The sequence below is a fragment of the Nocardiopsis sp. iso_40 genome (assembly GCF_056173285.1).
In genome coordinates, this window is the sequence record NZ_CM149666.1 from 2,456,116 (window position 1) to 2,471,012 (window position 14,897).

Here is a 14,897-nt window from a genome sequence, read left to right on the forward strand (position 1 = left end):
GTGGCCGGAATCCTATCCGCTCGACGCACACGGAACCGAATCAGGTTCGGTTGTGTTCGCCCGCAGGGGAGGAGGGTGCGCCCGCGGGGCGCACCCTCCCGGTGCCTCAGGAGCGAATGGCGGTCTGCTCCCCGGCGTCGTGTCCGACCGCGATCTTGCGGGCCTTGGACTGCTCGGCCACCGGGATCCGCAGGGTGAGCACGCCGTCCGCGTAGTTGGCGGTGATCCTTTGGGTGTCGAGGGTGTCGCCGAGGAACACCTGGCGGGAGAAGGTCCCCGAGGGACGCTCGCCCACGATGAACTCGCGCCCCTCCTCGTTCAGGCCGGGACGTTCGGCCTTCACGGTGAGCACGTTCCGCTCGACCTCCAGGTCGATGCTCTCGCTCCGCACGCCGGGCAGGTCCAGCAGGACCACGAAGTCGTCCCCGTCCCGGTAGGCGTCCATGGGCATGACCGCCGGGCGGCCGTTCTCCATCAGACGCTGGGTGAGGCGGTCGAACTCGCGGAAGGGGTCGGTGCGCATCAACATCATCCGTCACCTCCTGAGTGTGTCTCCATCCAATGACTTGATGCGACTACGCTCAATTTTATTGACCGCCTCAGAAGCCGTCAAGTCGATGGCGGAGCCCCGGGGCGGGAAGGAAAAGCCCGGACCCCCAGGCCGGAGCCCGGGCGGATCCGGGCACGACGCCGACCGGGCCGGTGTCAGGGCCAGAGGAGTTCGCTCCGCCAGGGGGAGCCGGCGTGCGCACGCCGGTACCGCAGACGGGTGTGCCTCCGGTCCGGGTCGGCCTGCCAGAACTCGACCTCGGTGGCGGACAGGCAGTACAGCCCCCAGTTGTCGGGCACCAGGTCGGGGTCGGCCTCCAGCCGGGCGCGGCTCTCCTCCGCTCTCGCGTGGATGTCCGCGAGGTCGGCCAGGGGCTGGCTCTGCCTGCCGTGCAGACCGGCCACCCGGCCCTCCAGCGGGCGGGCGGTGAAATCGGCGGCGCGGGCCCGAGGCCCGGCCAGCTCCACGGAGCCCCTGATCCGCACCTGGCGGCCCTGGGCGCCCCAGAAGAAGAGGAGGGCGGCCTGCGGGTTCCCCGCGAGCTCACGGCCCTTGGCGGAGGTCGTGGTCCCCGCGAACCACCAGCCCTCGGAGGTGAAGTCCTTGAGGATGAGGATCCGCGCCGAAGGCGCACCGTCGGCGTCCGCCGTCGCGACGGTCATGGCGTGCGGCTCGTGGACACCGGCCTCGATCGCCTCGCCCAGCCAGTCCACGAACAACCCCTCCGGCTCCGCGGGCGCGGCCGCCGGGTCGAACTCCGCGAGCGGTCCGGCGAACACCGGGAGCCCCCGCAACATGTCCCGAATCCCGTCGTCCTTGGTCATTACGCGCTCCGTTCGGTTGCTGCCATTACGCCGAACCTACCGAGGACGCCGACCACGAGGCGTCCGTCGGTACCCGTGAGCGGCGACCCCGCCGGACCCGGCGCACGTCCGTGACCTGCCTCCTCGATACGATGCCCAGCGCCGAAGGACACCCCGCGCACCGAGTGGTCCCGTCACGGGACGACCCACGGCGTGTCCCGGCCGAGCACGGCGCGAGGGAGAGGCATGACGGACACCGAACCGGTCGAACGCGCCCGGTGGCTCTGGGCCCTTCTGGGCAGCGTGGTCCTGACCCACACGGCCCTCAACCTCATCCGTCCCCTGATCTCCTACCGGACCATCGCCGTGGGCGGCGACGCCGTCGAGGTCGGCCTGGTCACCGCGGCCTACGCGCTGCTGCCCCTGGCCATCGCGGTCCCCCTGGGCCGATTCACCGACCGCGCGCCGCGCATCGCCTGGATCGTGGGCCTGGGGTCGGCCGTCCTGGCCCTCGGCAGCCTGTTCCTGGCCGGATCCGGGGGCCTGTCCGCCCTGGCCCTGGCCAGTACCGTCGTGGGCGTGGGCCACCTGTTGTGCATGGTCGCCGGTCAGGGCCTCATCGCCCGGTACTCGCGCTCCGAACACCTGGACCGTGACTTCGGCTGGTTCACCGCCGCCGCCTCGCTGGGCCAGCTCGCCGGGCCGCTGGTCTCCGGTGCCCTCCTCGCCGACGCTTCCGGCCCGGCCCTGCTCCCGGCCACCTCCACCGCGCTGGTCGTCGCCGGGATCGTCGCAGCCCTGGGCGCCCTGCCCCTGTTGCCGCTGGTACGGCTGAGCCCGCTGCGGCGCACCGCGGCGCAGCGGGCCGCGCCGCCGGTGCCCGCCCGGGACCTGCTGCGGCAGCGCCGCATGCCCTCCGCCCTGCTCTCCAGCCTCGCGCTGTTGACCGCGGTGGACATCCTCACCGCCTACCTGCCGCTCATCGCCGAGAACCGGGGCATCTCCCCGATGCTCGTCGGAGCCCTGCTGAGCCTGCGCGCCGGCTCCTCCCTGATCTCCCGGCTGACACTGCCGTGGATGCTGCGCCGGTGGCCGCGCAAGGCCCTCATCGTCACCAGCACCTCCGTGGCCGCCGTCGCGCTCACCCTGGTGGCCCTGCCTCTGGGCGGGTTCGCCGCCCTGGCGGCGGTGCTGGTCGTGGGCGGGTTCCTCCTGGGCCTGGGACAGCCCCTGACCATGGCCCAGGTCACCACCCTGGCCCCCGAAGGGGCCCGCGGTGCCGCCCTGGCCCTGCGGATCTGGGCCAACCGGCTGGGCCAGGTGGCGATCCCGGCCGCCGCTGCGGGCGTCGCCGGGGCGGTGGGCGCGCCGGGGGCACTGCTGTTCTCCGCGGCTGTCCTGCTCGCCGCCGCCGTCACCGCGGGCTGACCCCGGCCCAGAACACGCGGAAGCGGGCGGCCCCGGGGGAAGGGACCGCCCGCCTCCGCCGCGTTCCGCTCTTCTGTTCTTCTCTTCCGGCCAGCCCTGCCGAACCCTCACACGGCGGCGTGCCGGGCCGCGACCGCCGCGTCGTAGCGGTCCAGCACCACGCGGGCGAGTTCGGGTACGTCTCCGAGCGCGTCGGCGACCACCGAGGCGCCCGCCGCCAGTGACTGGTCGCGGACCCGGTCGGAGAAGAAACCGGGGGCCAGCAGGTAACCGCTGACCGCCACCCCGGGGTGGCCGCGGTCGAGGAGGGACCGCACCGCCTCGCCCGGGGTCGGACCGGCGGCCGAGGCGTAGGCCGCCACGACCTCGCCCCACGGGCCCCGCTCTGACAGCTCCCTGGCCATGGACTCGACGACCGCGTTGGCCTCCGCGTCACTCGACCCCGCCGACGCCAGCACCAGGGCCGTCCCGGGCTCCGGGTGCGCCCCGGCTTCGGCCAGTCTGCGTTCCACCGCGTCCAACAGCAGCGGGTGCGGGCCGAGGGTGTCGGCGTAGTGCACCCGCAGCCAGGGGCCGCGCTTCCGTGCCCGGGCCAGCACCCCGGGCAGGTCCACCTTGCTGTGGAAGGCGGCCGTCAGCAGCGTCGGCAGTACCACGACCTCACCGGCACCGCCCGAGGCCAGCTCGTCCAGGGCCTCCTCGGCGCCGGGCGCCACGTGGTCCAGGTAGGACAGCCGCACGTCCAGCTCCGGGCGCAGCGCGCGCACCCGCTCGAAGACCGCCGAGACCGCCTCGGCCGACCTCGGGTCCCGGCTTCCGTGGGCCACCGCGAGCAGAGGGATCATCTGAAGTTCGGGGCGCGGACCCCGGTCCGTCGGACCGGGGAGGAGGCCCCTGCCTCCTTCTCTGGGTCTTGGGTGCGGCGGGACGGGGGTGAGCCGTCCCGCCGGGGCGGCCTCGCGGCCGTGGACGGAGGAACCCGTTACACGTGGATTCCGCACTCGGTCTTGCCGGTCCCCGCCCAGCGGCCGCTGCGGGGGTCCTCGCCCGGGGCGACCCGGCGGGTGCACGGTTCGCAGCCGATGGAGGGGTAACCGTCGTACTGGAGGGGGTTCACGAGCACACCGTGTTCTGCCATGTAGGTGTCCACCTCCTCCTGGGTCCACCGCGCGATCGGGTTGACCTTGGTCATCCGCCTGCGCCGGTCCCACTGCACGACCGGGGTGTCGCGGCGGGTCACCGAGTCCTCGCGGCGCAGCCCGGTCAGCCACGCCGAGTACGGCTCCAGGGCGCGCTGGAGGGGTTCCACCTTGCGCAGGTGGCAGCAGATACCGGGGTCGCGCCCGTGCAGCCGCGGTCCCAGGGCCAGGTCCTGCTCGGCCACGGTCCGCTTCGGCTCCACGGTGATCAGGTTGATGTCGTAGACGGAGGCCACCGCGTCGCGGGTGCCGATGGTCTCGGGGAAGTGGTAGCCGGTGTCCAGGAAGATCACGTCGATCCCGGGGGCGGCCCTGGCGGCGAGGTCCACCATGAGGGCGTCCGCCATGGAGGAGGTCATGCACAGTTCGGAACCGAAGGTCTCGGAGGCCCAGGCGATGATCTCCTGGGCCGAGGCCTCCTCCAGTTCCAGGGCGGCCCGCTCGGCCAGCTCGGGGCCGCCCGTCTGGGTGATGGTGGCGTTCATTCGTTCCCTTCCGTCGGTCTGGAGGGGGCGCCGCCCGCAGAGAACGAGGCGGCGCGCAGGCCCACGTACTTGACCCGGAACACCCGGGCGCAGGACAGGCAGGCCCAGGGGTAGCCCTCGCCCTTGACGACGGCGCCCTCCTCGGGCACCAGGTCCTCGTCGCCGCAGTAGGGGCAGTAGTGGGGCGCGGCCCTTTCGGACATGGCGCACCTCCTCCTTCTGTTGGGGGCCCGGCCCCCGCGTGTCGGGGGCCGGGCGGGCCCTGAGGCCCCGGATCAGGTCGTCACTTGAGGTCGGCGTCGTCGGCGCGGCCCACCCAGGCCGCGAAGTTCTCGCCGTCCTTCTTCTGTTCCTGGAAGCGCCGTAGCACCCGTTCGACGTAGTCGGGCAGTTCGTCGGCGGTGGTCTTCAGCCCGCGGATCTTCTTGCCGAAGGCCTGGGTCAGGCCCATACCGCCGCCCAGGTGGATCTGGTAGCCCTCAACCTGTTCACCCTGCTCGTTGAGCATCAGCTGGCCCTTGAGGCCGATGTCGGCGACCTGGATGCGCGCGCAGGAGTTCGGGCAGCCGTTGACGTTGATGGTCACCGGCTCCGCGAAGTCCGGGAGGCGCTTCTCCAGTTCGTCGATCAGCGTCGCGGCGCGGTCCTTGGTCTCCACGATCGCGAGCTTGCAGAACTCGATTCCCGTGCAGGCCATGGTCTGGCGGCGGAAGACGCTCGGGTTGACCTCGAAACCCTCGGCCTCCAGTGCGGCGGTGATCGACGGGACCCGGTCCTCGGTGATGTCGAGGATGACCAGCTTCTGGTCGGCGGTGGTGCGGATACGGTCCGAACCGTGCTCCTCGGCGATGTCGGCGACCCGCAGCAGCCTGCTGCCGGAGACCCTGCCCACCTTCGGGGCGAACCCCACGTAGAACCTCCCGTCGCGCTGGCGGTGCACGCCCACGTGGTCGCGGCGCACCCCCGGGTCCAGCACGGGCTCGGGTCCGTCGGGCAGCTCGTAGCCCAGGTACTCCTTCTCCAGGACCTCGCGGAACTTCTCCGCGCCCCACTCCTTGATGAGGAACTTGATCCGGGCGCGGGTGCGCAGGCGACGGAAGCCGTAGTCGCGGAAGATCCCGCAGACGCCGGCCCAGACCTCGCTGACCTGGTCCGGGCGCACGAACGTGCCCAGCCGCTTGGCGAACATCGGGTTGGTGGACAGGCCGCCGCCGACGAACAGGTCGTATCCGGCCGCACCGGACCCGTCGCGCACACCCACGAAGGCCACGTCGTTGATCTCGTGGTTGACGCAGTGCGAGGTGCACCCGGACAGCGAGGACTTGAACTTGCGCGGCAGGTTCGAGTACAGCGGGCTGCCGATGTGGTCCTCGTAGATCTGCTCGATCTGCGCGGTGGGGTCGATGACCTCGTCCTCGGCCACTCCGGCCAGCGGGCAGCCGAGGATGACGCGCGGTGTGTCGCCGCAGGCCTCGGTGGTGGACAGGCCCACCGACTCCAGCTTCTCCCAGATCGCGGGGACGTCCTCGACCCGGATCCAGTGGTACTGGACGTTCTGCCGGTCGGTGATGTCGGCGGTGTCGCGCCCGTGGTCGCGTGAGATCTCCGCGACGGCGCGCAGCTGGGCGGCGCTCAGCTGGCCGCCGTCGATGCGCACGCGCAGCATGAAGTAGCGGTCGTCGAGTTCCTCGGGTTCCAGCACAGCGGTCTTGCCGCCGTCGATGCCCGGGGCACGCTGGGTGTAGAGGCCGAACCAGCGGAAGCGCCCACGAAGGTCGGCTGGGTCGATCGAGTCGAACCCGGCCTTCGAGTAGACGTTGATGATCCGATCGCGGACGTTGAGCCCGTCGTCGTTCTTCTTGTTCTCCTCGTTCTTGTTCAGCGGCTCGCGGTAGCCGAGGGCCCACTGGCCCTCGCCACGGCGGCGCCGTGGCTTGGCTGCCGTCGCGGCCTTGTCGGGCTGCGCGGAAGAGGGAGGCATCGCGGGTGTCTCCGATGGGGTCACGGGGTGCTCGCGGTCCCGGCGCCCGCACCGCAGGCCCGTATCCACCGCACGTCATCGTGGCTGGTGATACGGGTGAAGTCCGCGTGTGGGAGTTTCGAAGAGGGGAGAGCGCCGGAGCCGCGCGCACCCCTGAATCACGGGTGCGTCAAAAAGGCGGCGAGGAGTTATCCGACGCTGCAACAGATGGCGCTGCTGACCCGAAGAAAGTCCACGTGGCGGCGCACGCGGAGCATGGGGTCAAGAACAGCGGTCATGATTCGAGAATGGCACGCGGACGCGGCCCTTGTCCAGGTGTGCCCGCGCGAGGGAGACGTGAGTCACGTCATGTCCGGCGTGTGACCGCTGTTCCGATGAGCGCTAACGTTCTCCCTGTGGTGGGTTTCTGGGAGGGCCTGTGGCGCGCGGCCGACGCCTGGCTCCGACGTCATCCCTTTTTCCACAACGGGGCGCTTCTCGTGCTGCGTACCGTCAGGGCCTTCGCCCGGGACCGGGTGGTCGGCCTGGCCGCCGAGTCGGCCTTCTTCGCGTTGATCTCCCTGCCCGCGCTGCTGCTCTGCCTCCTGGGCGCCCTGGGGCCGCTGACGGCCGTGTTCGGGGAGGACCTCGCGGTGGAGATCCGCGAGTGGATGCTGGACCTGGCGGCGCGCATCCTCACCCCAGCCACCGTCGACAGCGTCGTGGCGCCCCTGGTGGACGACTTCCTCGGCGGCGTCCAGGGCGGGATCCTCTCGGTGACCTTCCTGGTGTCCCTGTGGTCGGGCTCCCGGGCGATGAACGTCTTCATCCGGTCGATCACCATCTCCTACGGCCTGGACGAGCTGCGCGGCTGGCTCGGCCAGCGCCTCCTGGCCTTCTTCGCCTACCTGGGGGGCCTGCTGTTCGCAGTCCTGGTCCTGCCGGTCATGGTGGCCGGTCCGGACGTCGTCCACGAACTGCTGCCGGTCACCGTGGGCCGCCTCAACCTCTTCTACTGGCCGATCGTGGGCCTGCTCGTCATCACCGCCGTCACACTCCTCTACGCGCTCAGCGTCCCCGTGCGCACCCCGCTGTGGCGTCACCTGCCCGGCGCCGTCCTGGCCACCCTGGTGCTCCTCGCCGGTTCGGCGGGCCTGCGCGCCTACCTGGACGCCTCCTTCGGGCAGGTGAGCATCTACGGTTCCCTGGGGGCGCCGATCGCGATCCTGGCCTGGTTGTACGTCATGGCGATCGCCGTTCTGGTGGGCTCCACGCTCAACACCGAGATCGACGCCCTGTGGCCGACCGTGCGTACCGCCGCTGCCCGGGCCGAGCTCGCCAACCGCCACTTCGAGCGCGCAGACCGGATGGCCCAGCGCAGGGAGCAGGCGGTCATCGACACCCTCAACGGACGCTGACCGCAAACGTCCAGGCCCCCGCCGCGGGCGGTGCGTCCTCGGCGGGAGAAGCGGGTGAACACGCCCTGCCCCCGTCCTCGCAGACGCATCCCCGCAGGCGCCCGCGACAGGGGGACCGGGGGCCTCGGGAGCCCCTGTGTGGCCGGATCCGGCCATTTCCGGCGTGAACCTCATCGCCTTCTGGAGTGTCCACTAAGGGGTCAGCTGATCGGGCCCGGCCCGGTCTCCTCCGAGCGGAGGGCGGTTGTCGCAGGTCAGTGAGAGGAAGGTGAGCGGGCGGGTGGAGATTCCGCGAGCCGTGTCCGTTTTCCTCCCCGACGACCGCGTCGGTTGTCTCCTGTGACCCTCAGTATGATCACGTTCAGCACCGGCCACCCGTGTGCAGTTCCCTCCGCTCGGTCCCCCCGCCGAGCCGCGGCTGGCGCCACCGCTGGCCTTCCCCTGCTCCCGTACACGAACAGGTTCACCTTTCCCATGCCTTCGGAGGCACCATGAGCCGGGCGTCCCGTCCGGGGTACCCCCGGCCCACCGCCGTCATCGTCATCGCGCCCGACGAACGCAGCGCCGAGATCGTCATCGAGGGGCACCGCCAGGTCGTGACCGGCCCCGTCCCCAAGGAGACCAGGCGTGTGGCGTTGGACATCGCCACCGGGTACGCCGCCCGGATCGGCCAGCCGGTGCTCGTCGACGCCCGGGACGCCAACGGGTACTGGCGCCTGGTCGCCACCCCCGACGGGGTCGTGCAGGCCGCGGACCAGGCCGCCCCGGCCCGCCCCCAGGGGCCGACGCAGGGCCCGGTGCAGGGGCCGGCCCCCGTGGCGGGGAACGGGAACGGACGCGGCAGGAAGCTCCTGGTGGGGGGAGCCGCGGTACTCGCCCTGCTGCTCGTCGTCGGAGCCGGAGCGGTCCTCACCCGGTTCCTTCCGGGACCCTCCGAGCCCGGAGCGTCCGAGGGGACCGAGGACAACACCGTGGCCCTGGAGTACTCGGCCCCGCCGGGGTTCGCACCGGTCGTCGACATCACCGAGGAACTCGCCCCCGACACCGAGCCCGGTATCAGCCGCGACGGCGGGGCCCTCGCCTACGTCGACCCCGAGGAGCGGCTCAACCTGATCGGCGCCGACGGTTCGCGGCAGTGGTCCGTGGACCTTCCCTTCGAGGTCGCCGAAGGGCTCGGCTCCCCCCGCTTCGTGCAGTACGGCGGCCAGAGCAGCGTCGTGCTGGAGAGCGCCGACGCCCTGTGGTTCTGGCCGGCCGAGGGCGGCACGGCCACCAGCGTCGACCTGCCCGAGTCGGCCTCGGCCCGCTACGCCGGTGACTCCGTCATGGTCCGTGACGAGGACGCCGCCTACCTCGTCGTCGACGGCGAACTGGAGGAGGTCGAGGCGCCCGGGAGTTCGGTTCCGATGCTCGCGGCCGCCGACGACCGTGTCCTTACCGCCGTCGTCAGCGGTCCCTGGAACTGGGTGCAGCCCGGCGGCGACCCCGAGAGGGTCCACGCCGAGCGCCCCGGTGCGGCCGGTGAGATGGAGGGCGTCCTGACCGCCCTGCGGGAGTACGTCATCGTCCGTTGGGAGCCGCTCCAGGGCGAGGGCTCGATTCTGGCCTTCCACGATCGCGGGGACGGCTCCGTGCTCGGATCGGCCGAGATCGAGCAGGACGCCCTCGAGGGCGTCGCCCACCGTTCCGGGCCGATCGGGCTCGACCTGGTCGCCTACGGTCCGGTGCTGTTCGCTCCGGACACCGGCGAGACCACCGTGGTTCCGGGTTTCGTCCCCGAGGTCTCGGTCGGAAACCGGGTCTTCGGGGAACTCGACGGGACCCGGGTGGCGCTGGACGTCTCCGGGGAGACCTCCGAGGTCCCCGAGGACGCAGAGACTCCGCGCGGCCTGCTCGGCGACCGCGCGGTGGTGGTCCATGACGGCCACCTGTATGCCATCCCCCCTGAATAGATCAGTACCCAAGAGAAAGAAAGGAGTGGGATGACCCCCAAGAAGCGGGTATTCACCGTGACCGCGGCCGGCCTGTTCATGGCCGGTTTCTCGGCCGGGCCGGTGTTCGCTGCCGAGGCCCCGGACAGGACCGCACCCGAGGCCGCCCCCGTGGCGACCAAGGAGGCGGCCGAGACCGTCCCGGACCTCGGCCTGCAAACGGTCGAGACCTTCGACGCTGTCACCCCGGACCCCGGTGACGGCGAGGACCCTGGGCCGGGTGACCCGGACCCGGTGGATCCGGACCCGGTCGACCCCGACCCGGTTGACCCGGACCCCGGTGACGGCGAGGACCCTGGGCCGGTTGACCCGGATCCCACGGACCCGGTTGACCCGGATCCCACGGACCCGGTTGACCCGGACCCGACGGACCCGGTTGACCCGGACCCGACGGACCCGGTTGACCCGGTTGACCCGGATCCCACGGACCCGGTTGACCCGGATCCCACGGACCCGGTCGACCCCGACCCGACGGACCCGGTCGACCCGGACCCCACGGACCCGGTCGACCCGGACCCCACGGACCCGGTCGACCCGGCGGACCCGGACGGTGGCACCGACCCGGGTGACGACGGTAAGTCCCCCGAGGGCAGCGCTCCCGGGACCACTGCTCCCGGCGGCAACGCCCCCGAGGCCCAGGCTCCCGTTCGGAGCGGTGCGGCGGGCAACAGCAGCCCCGACCTCGCCGAGACCGGCGTCGACCTGTCGGGCTTCGTGCTCGGCGGCGCCGTCGTGACCGGCATCGGTGCTCTGGCGCTGTGGGTCGGCAACCGCCGTCCGGGCATGGCCGAGTAACACCGCGTTCGTTCCCGCGCCCCCGCGGGACCGGCGTGTGACAGGGCCCCGTCCGCCGGAATCCTCCCGGGTTCCGGCGGACGGGGCCTTTCCCTGTCACGAGCCCCTGTTCCGGGTCCCCGTTCCGGGCCCCTGCCCGGGAACCCTCCTGCCGCCGCGCCGCCGTTCAGGAACGGGGGCGCAGGGCCGAGGCGAGCAGGAAGGCGGCCACCCCCGCCGCGGAGATCGCCCACAGGGCGGTACCGAGGGTCGCGGAGTCGGCGAGGAAACCCACCAGGGGAGGGAAGGCCAGGAACCCGGCCCGACCGAGCCAGCCCACCACGGTCACCCCGTCCCCGGTGCGCACCCCGGGCACGTTTCCCGCCGCGGCCAGGGTCAGGGGGAACAGTGTGGACACGCCCAGCCCCATCACCCCGAAGCCGACCACCGTGGTCACCGGGTGCGGGAACAGGAGCGCGAACGCCAGGCCGCCCGCGGCCAGGAGCCCGCAGGCGTGGCCCACCACCGCGGCGCCGAAACGGTCGGTCACCCGGTCGCCCGCGAGACGGCCGACCGTCATCATCGCCTGGCAGGCCACGAACGGCATGGCGGCAAGGAAGAGCGGTGCGCCCAGCTCACCGGTCATGTACACCGCGCCCCACGAGGCGGCGGAGTCCTCGATGCCACCGGCCATCATCAGCAGCGCGCCCAGCATCAGCAGCAGGAGGACCCCCTTCCCGGGGACGCGCGCGCGGCTGCCGTCGTGCCCGTTGACGCCGTCCTCGCGTTCGCTGTTCTCCGGTCCGGGCAGCAGCATCCGGCTCACCGTGAGGTTCACCGCCACCAACAGGACCGCGACCCCGCCCAGGTGCCACAGGATCGGCACCCCGGCGCCGGCCATGGCCGCACCGAGCAGCCCTCCGGCGACCGCGGCCAGGCTCCACACCGCGTGGAAGGTGTTGATGATGCTGCGCCGGTAGCGGCGTTGGACGCGTAGGCCGTGGGAGTTCTGCGCGGAGTCGGTCCAGGCGTCGGCGCTGCCGAGGACGAACAGCGCGGCGGCGAGCATCCACCAGTTCTGGGCGAGCGCGATGAAGGGAAGCGCCCCCACCGAGATCAGACTCGTCCCCACCGCGGTCCGCCCGCTGCCGAACCAGTGGATCAGCGGTCCGGCGAGCATTCCGGTGAGGATCGCCCCGAAGGGCATCGCCGCGATCGCCAGTCCCAGTTCGGTGTTGCTCAGACCCAGGCTGTCCTTGATCACGGGCAGCCACGGAACCGCGTTCGTGTAGGTGAACCCGTTGACGAAGAACAGAGTGGACACCGCGGCCCGCGCGCGTCTCGCCTCCGGCGGCGGTGCGGTGGGCGTCTCGGTCCTCGCGTTCACAGGCTACTCCCAGGGTCGTTTCGGTGCCTGCGGATGGTATCGGTCCCATCAACGGACGACCAGGGATTTGTCCGGTAGTGCCGCCCCCGGGGTTGCCATCGGCCACGGAGCCGTTTTACATGGGTGTCCGGCCCCTCCCGTCGCCAAGCCCTCGGTCCCCGCCCGATCTCCGACCCGGCCCCTGCACCGGCTACGCCCCGCAGCCCGCCCTCCGCGTGCGGCACCCCTGACCGCCGACTCCCTCGCCCCGGGACGCGCCGTGCCCCGACGGTCCCGGCCGGAACCGGAAGACCACCATGATCAGAACGAGTGCGCTGCGCCAAACGCCCACCCTCGTCGGGAAGAGCGTCTGCCTGGTCCCGTTGGGTCCGGAGCACACGGACGCCTACTTCGCTGCGGGCCTGGACGAGGAGGTCCGCAGGCTCAAGGGCGCCCACGGCCACCTCACCTACGAACAGGCCCGTCAGTGGTGCGAGAGCCGCGCGGGCAGGTCCGACCGGTTGGACCTCGCCATCCTCGCGCCCGGGGACGGCCGCTATCTCGGCGAGCTCTCCGTCTACGCGGTCTCACCCGAGAACGAGACCGCCGGGTACCGCATCGCGCTGTCGGCGATCGAGTTCACCGGCCGGGGGCTGGGCAAGGAGGCCACCCAGTTGGTCCTGGAGTACGCCTTCGACCACATCGGTCTGCACCGGGTCTGGCTGCAGGTGTACGCCTTCAACATGCGCGCCATCGCGGTGTACCGTTCCTGCGGCTTCCACGTGGAGGGAAGGCTGCGCGACTCCCTGCTCTGGGAGGGGCGCCGACACGACGCCCTGTTGATGGCCGTACTGCGCGGCGGCTTCGAAAGGAGGTGAGTCGGGCCGGTTTTTGCTCTGCGGCGGGGTTGGAATCCGTGTGGGGCGGGGTATGCCGGTACCACTTTTCCAGCGGCTCACTCCACACAGCCGGAAGGAGCGGCGCCGGGCTCCGCGGCTTCGGCGCCGGTGAGGACATGAACCCGGTACCCGTTTCACTGCCCTTCGCAGACCGGTCCGACGCGGGCCGACGCCTCGCAGAGCGGGTGCGTCCCCATGCCGTCAACGATCCTCTGGTGCTCGCGCTGCCTCGTGGCGGGGTTCCGGTCGGCGCGGAACTGGCCCAACGACTGGCCGCCGACTTCGACGTTCTCATGGTCCGCAAGATCGGTCTGCCCGGACACCCGGAGACCGGGGTGGGCGCGATCTCCGAGGACGGCCACGTCCTGTACGACGACCTCGCCCTGGCCCGGCTGCACGTGCCCCGCCAGGCCCTGTCCGACACCGTTGCCTCCGAGCACAGCGAGCTCGACCGCCGACGCCGTGTCTACCGGGGGGACCGGCCCGCCCCCAGGATCGCCGGGCGCGACTGCGTGGTCGTCGACGACGGGGTCGCCACCGGGGGGACCGCCCGTGCGGCCCTGAGGATGGTGCGCCAGGCGGGCCCGGCGCGCCTGGTCCTGGCGGTCCCGGTCGCCGCGCCGGAGACGCTCGAGGCGCTGCGCGCCGAGGCCGACGCCCTGGTCGTGCTCAGTGTTCCGGACAACTTCCGGGCGGTGGGGGAGTGGTACCGCGACTTCGACCAGCTCTCCGACGGGAACGTCGTCGAGATCCTCTCCGAACAGGCCCGCCACCACCGGGGGGCCGACACCGCCAGGGCGGTGCGGATCCGTGCGGGCCAGGTCTACCTCGACGGGGACCTCACCATGCCGACGGCGCTGCGCGGTGTGGTGGTGATGTCCTTCGGTCAGGGGCAGGGAGACCCGCACTGGCGGTCGACCGCCTCGGTGCTGCAACGCGCCGGGTACGCCACCCTGGTGTTGGACCTGCTCACCGGGCAGGAGCGCGCCCCGGGCGGTGAGGAGCCGGACACCGGCGTGCTGGGGGAGCGGTTGAGCGCCGCGGTGACCTGGCTGCGGCGTGCCACCGACGCGGCCAGCGAACCCCTGGGGGTGCTCGGTTCGGGGGCGGCGGCCCCCGCCGCCCTGGTGACGGCGGCGGAGCGGCCCCAGGACGTGGCGGCGGTGGTGGTCCACGGCGGGCGCATCGACCTGGCCGAGTCGCGCCTGTCCTCGGTGCGGGCCCCGTCCCTGGTCCTGTTGCAGAGCGCGGACTCGTTCGTTCGCGAGCTGGGCGAGTGGACGAGGAACCGGTTGGGCGGCCCCTCGGAGCTCAAGGTGGTCTCCGGAGCCGAACAACTGCTCGGGGACTCCCAGGAGTGGCGTCAGACGGCGGTGGAGACGCTGGACTGGTTCGACCGGCACCTGTCGCGCCGGCCGGAGTGAGGTCCGTGACCGGGGCCCGTGCGGTGTGCGTGCGGCGACGGGCACGAGAAAACCCGCGGCGCCCTCGACGTACTACGTCGGGGCGCCGCGGGTTAACGGGGCCGGGGCCACCGGGAGGAGATCCGCTCGGCGGGATGACGCTAGGCTGCGTTGGCGCGCCGCATACGGCGACGGCGCTCGGAGGCGCGCTCGTCCTCGTTCAGCCCGCCCCAGGTGCCGTACTTCTCCGGACGCGAAATCGCATAGTCCAGGCAGTCGGTTCGAACAGGGCAGGCTGCACAGATCTCCTTGGCCTTGCGCTCGCGAATCTCCCGCTCCGGCTGGCGTTCGCCATCGGGGCCGAAGAAGAGCACAAGGTCCTCGCCCCGGCACGCGGCGGCATCCTGCCACCCCCAGCTCGGGCGGGGGCGCAGCGCGGCCTGCCGACGTACCTGAGACATGCTTGAACCACCTCTACTGAAATCACTAGTAAGCTGTCTGAAAAAGCTTCAGTCACCAAAAGTTGGTCATGCGGCGTGAGTCACCCCGCACGACGCAAACGTCGAGCGGTGTTGGCGTTGTTCCCCGGTGTGGCTGAGACCACGAGAAGCGCCATCACAG

General features: G+C 71.8%; 15 protein-coding genes. 6 read left to right on the forward strand and 9 right to left on the reverse strand.

Translation table 11 applies throughout. The features are described 5' to 3' along the window. Window positions 1-106 precede the first annotated feature (106 nt). Together AC0VYD_RS10775 and AC0VYD_RS10780 are read right to left on the reverse strand one after the other, a co-directional pair. Complete coding sequence (locus AC0VYD_RS10775) at window positions 107-532, reverse strand: Hsp20/alpha crystallin family protein (protein ID WP_475479732.1); 426 nt, start codon at window positions 530-532, stop codon at window positions 107-109. 173 nt (window positions 533-705) lie between these two features. Beyond that, window positions 706-1,374 carry a pyridoxine/pyridoxamine 5'-phosphate oxidase gene (locus tag AC0VYD_RS10780; protein ID WP_475479733.1) on the reverse strand — a complete coding sequence of 223 codons (669 nt, stop codon included), beginning with the start codon at window positions 1,372-1,374 and terminating at the stop codon, window positions 706-708. A gap of 225 nt (window positions 1,375-1,599) precedes the next feature. Between AC0VYD_RS10780 and AC0VYD_RS10785 the strand changes: the two genes are divergently transcribed. After that, a complete protein-coding gene (locus tag AC0VYD_RS10785; RefSeq protein ID WP_475479734.1) occupies window positions 1,600-2,781 on the forward strand; it encodes an MFS transporter in 1,182 nt (393 codons plus the stop codon). A 107-nt stretch (window positions 2,782-2,888) separates the two neighbouring features. Here the strand turns inward: AC0VYD_RS10785 and AC0VYD_RS10790 are convergent, their stop codons facing one another. The 5 genes from AC0VYD_RS10790 to AC0VYD_RS10810 all read right to left on the reverse strand — a co-directional run bounded on the left by AC0VYD_RS10790 (window position 2,889) and on the right by AC0VYD_RS10810 (window position 6,724). Continuing rightward, entirely contained in the window at window positions 2,889-3,626 is a 738-nt protein-coding gene (locus AC0VYD_RS10790; RefSeq protein WP_475479735.1) for a sirohydrochlorin chelatase, read from the reverse strand. Window positions 3,627-3,763: 137 nt separating this feature from the next. Further along, complete coding sequence (locus AC0VYD_RS10795; protein WP_191271085.1) at window positions 3,764-4,465, reverse strand: phosphoadenylyl-sulfate reductase; 702 nt, start codon at window positions 4,463-4,465, stop codon at window positions 3,764-3,766. Further along, entirely contained in the window at window positions 4,462-4,668 is a 207-nt protein-coding gene (locus tag AC0VYD_RS10800; RefSeq protein WP_191271084.1) for a hypothetical protein, read from the reverse strand. The genes AC0VYD_RS10795 and AC0VYD_RS10800 overlap by 4 nt, the downstream gene beginning before the upstream one ends. Window positions 4,669-4,748: 80 nt before the next feature. After that, a complete protein-coding gene (locus AC0VYD_RS10805; RefSeq protein ID WP_475479736.1) occupies window positions 4,749-6,446 on the reverse strand; it encodes a nitrite/sulfite reductase in 1,698 nt (565 codons plus the stop codon). Between the two features lie 188 nt (window positions 6,447-6,634). Beyond that, window positions 6,635-6,724 (reverse strand): putative leader peptide, encoded by a 90-nt coding sequence (locus AC0VYD_RS10810; protein ID WP_394296592.1) that lies wholly within the window; start codon window positions 6,722-6,724, stop codon window positions 6,635-6,637. 117 nt (window positions 6,725-6,841) lie between these two features. Between AC0VYD_RS10810 and AC0VYD_RS10815 the strand changes: the two genes are divergently transcribed. The 3 genes from AC0VYD_RS10815 to AC0VYD_RS10825 all read left to right on the forward strand — a co-directional run bounded on the left by AC0VYD_RS10815 (window position 6,842) and on the right by AC0VYD_RS10825 (window position 10,629). Then, window positions 6,842-7,843: a YihY/virulence factor BrkB family protein gene (locus AC0VYD_RS10815; protein ID WP_475479737.1), complete on the forward strand. Its 1,002-nt coding sequence runs from the start codon at window positions 6,842-6,844 to the stop codon at window positions 7,841-7,843. 491 nt (window positions 7,844-8,334) lie between these two features. After that, window positions 8,335-9,795 carry a hypothetical protein gene (locus tag AC0VYD_RS10820; RefSeq protein WP_475479738.1) on the forward strand — a complete coding sequence of 487 codons (1,461 nt, stop codon included), beginning with the start codon at window positions 8,335-8,337 and terminating at the stop codon, window positions 9,793-9,795. A gap of 30 nt (window positions 9,796-9,825) precedes the next feature. Next, window positions 9,826-10,629: a hypothetical protein gene (locus AC0VYD_RS10825; protein WP_475479739.1), complete on the forward strand. Its 804-nt coding sequence runs from the start codon at window positions 9,826-9,828 to the stop codon at window positions 10,627-10,629. Between the two features lie 166 nt (window positions 10,630-10,795). On the opposite strand, the gene AC0VYD_RS10830 is transcribed toward AC0VYD_RS10825, so the two are convergent. Continuing rightward, window positions 10,796-11,995 carry an MFS transporter gene (locus AC0VYD_RS10830; RefSeq protein ID WP_475479740.1) on the reverse strand — a complete coding sequence of 400 codons (1,200 nt, stop codon included), beginning with the start codon at window positions 11,993-11,995 and terminating at the stop codon, window positions 10,796-10,798. 296 nt (window positions 11,996-12,291) lie between these two features. On the opposite strand from AC0VYD_RS10830, the gene AC0VYD_RS10835 reads away from it, so the two are divergent. Together AC0VYD_RS10835 and AC0VYD_RS10840 are read left to right on the forward strand one after the other, a co-directional pair. After that, window positions 12,292-12,852, forward strand: a complete 561-nt coding sequence (locus AC0VYD_RS10835; RefSeq protein ID WP_475479741.1) for a GNAT family N-acetyltransferase — start codon at window positions 12,292-12,294, stop codon at window positions 12,850-12,852. 137 nt (window positions 12,853-12,989) lie between these two features. Further along, window positions 12,990-14,297, forward strand: coding sequence for a phosphoribosyltransferase family protein (locus AC0VYD_RS10840; protein WP_475479742.1), 1,308 nt, complete (start codon window positions 12,990-12,992; stop codon window positions 14,295-14,297). 140 nt (window positions 14,298-14,437) lie between these two features. On the opposite strand, the gene AC0VYD_RS10845 is transcribed toward AC0VYD_RS10840, so the two are convergent. After that, complete coding sequence (locus AC0VYD_RS10845; RefSeq protein ID WP_017588640.1) at window positions 14,438-14,737, reverse strand: WhiB family transcriptional regulator; 300 nt, start codon at window positions 14,735-14,737, stop codon at window positions 14,438-14,440. Between the last annotated feature and the right edge of the window lie 160 nt (window positions 14,738-14,897).

Bases quoted from the DNA above. Each gene is read 5' to 3' on its own strand.
- AC0VYD_RS10775 (WP_475479732.1), bottom strand. From the start codon at position 532: ATGATGTTGATGCGCACCGACCCCTTCCGCGAGTTCGACCGCCTCACC.
- AC0VYD_RS10780 (WP_475479733.1), bottom strand. From the start codon at position 1,374: ATGACCAAGGACGACGGGATTCGGGACATGTTGCGGGGGCTCCCGGTG.
- AC0VYD_RS10785 (WP_475479734.1), top strand. From the start codon at position 1,600: ATGACGGACACCGAACCGGTCGAACGCGCCCGGTGGCTCTGGGCCCTT.
- AC0VYD_RS10790 (WP_475479735.1), bottom strand. From the start codon at position 3,626: ATGATCCCTCTGCTCGCGGTGGCCCACGGAAGCCGGGACCCGAGGTCG.
- AC0VYD_RS10795 (WP_191271085.1), bottom strand. From the start codon at position 4,465: ATGAACGCCACCATCACCCAGACGGGCGGCCCCGAGCTGGCCGAGCGG.
- AC0VYD_RS10800 (WP_191271084.1), bottom strand. From the start codon at position 4,668: ATGTCCGAAAGGGCCGCGCCCCACTACTGCCCCTACTGCGGCGACGAG.
- AC0VYD_RS10805 (WP_475479736.1), bottom strand. From the start codon at position 6,446: ATGCCTCCCTCTTCCGCGCAGCCCGACAAGGCCGCGACGGCAGCCAAG.
- AC0VYD_RS10810 (WP_394296592.1), bottom strand. From the start codon at position 6,724: ATGACCGCTGTTCTTGACCCCATGCTCCGCGTGCGCCGCCACGTGGAC.
- AC0VYD_RS10820 (WP_475479738.1), top strand. From the start codon at position 8,335: ATGAGCCGGGCGTCCCGTCCGGGGTACCCCCGGCCCACCGCCGTCATC.
- AC0VYD_RS10825 (WP_475479739.1), top strand. From the start codon at position 9,826: ATGACCCCCAAGAAGCGGGTATTCACCGTGACCGCGGCCGGCCTGTTC.
- AC0VYD_RS10835 (WP_475479741.1), top strand. From the start codon at position 12,292: ATGATCAGAACGAGTGCGCTGCGCCAAACGCCCACCCTCGTCGGGAAG.
- AC0VYD_RS10840 (WP_475479742.1), top strand. From the start codon at position 12,990: ATGAACCCGGTACCCGTTTCACTGCCCTTCGCAGACCGGTCCGACGCG.
- AC0VYD_RS10845 (WP_017588640.1), bottom strand. From the start codon at position 14,737: ATGTCTCAGGTACGTCGGCAGGCCGCGCTGCGCCCCCGCCCGAGCTGG.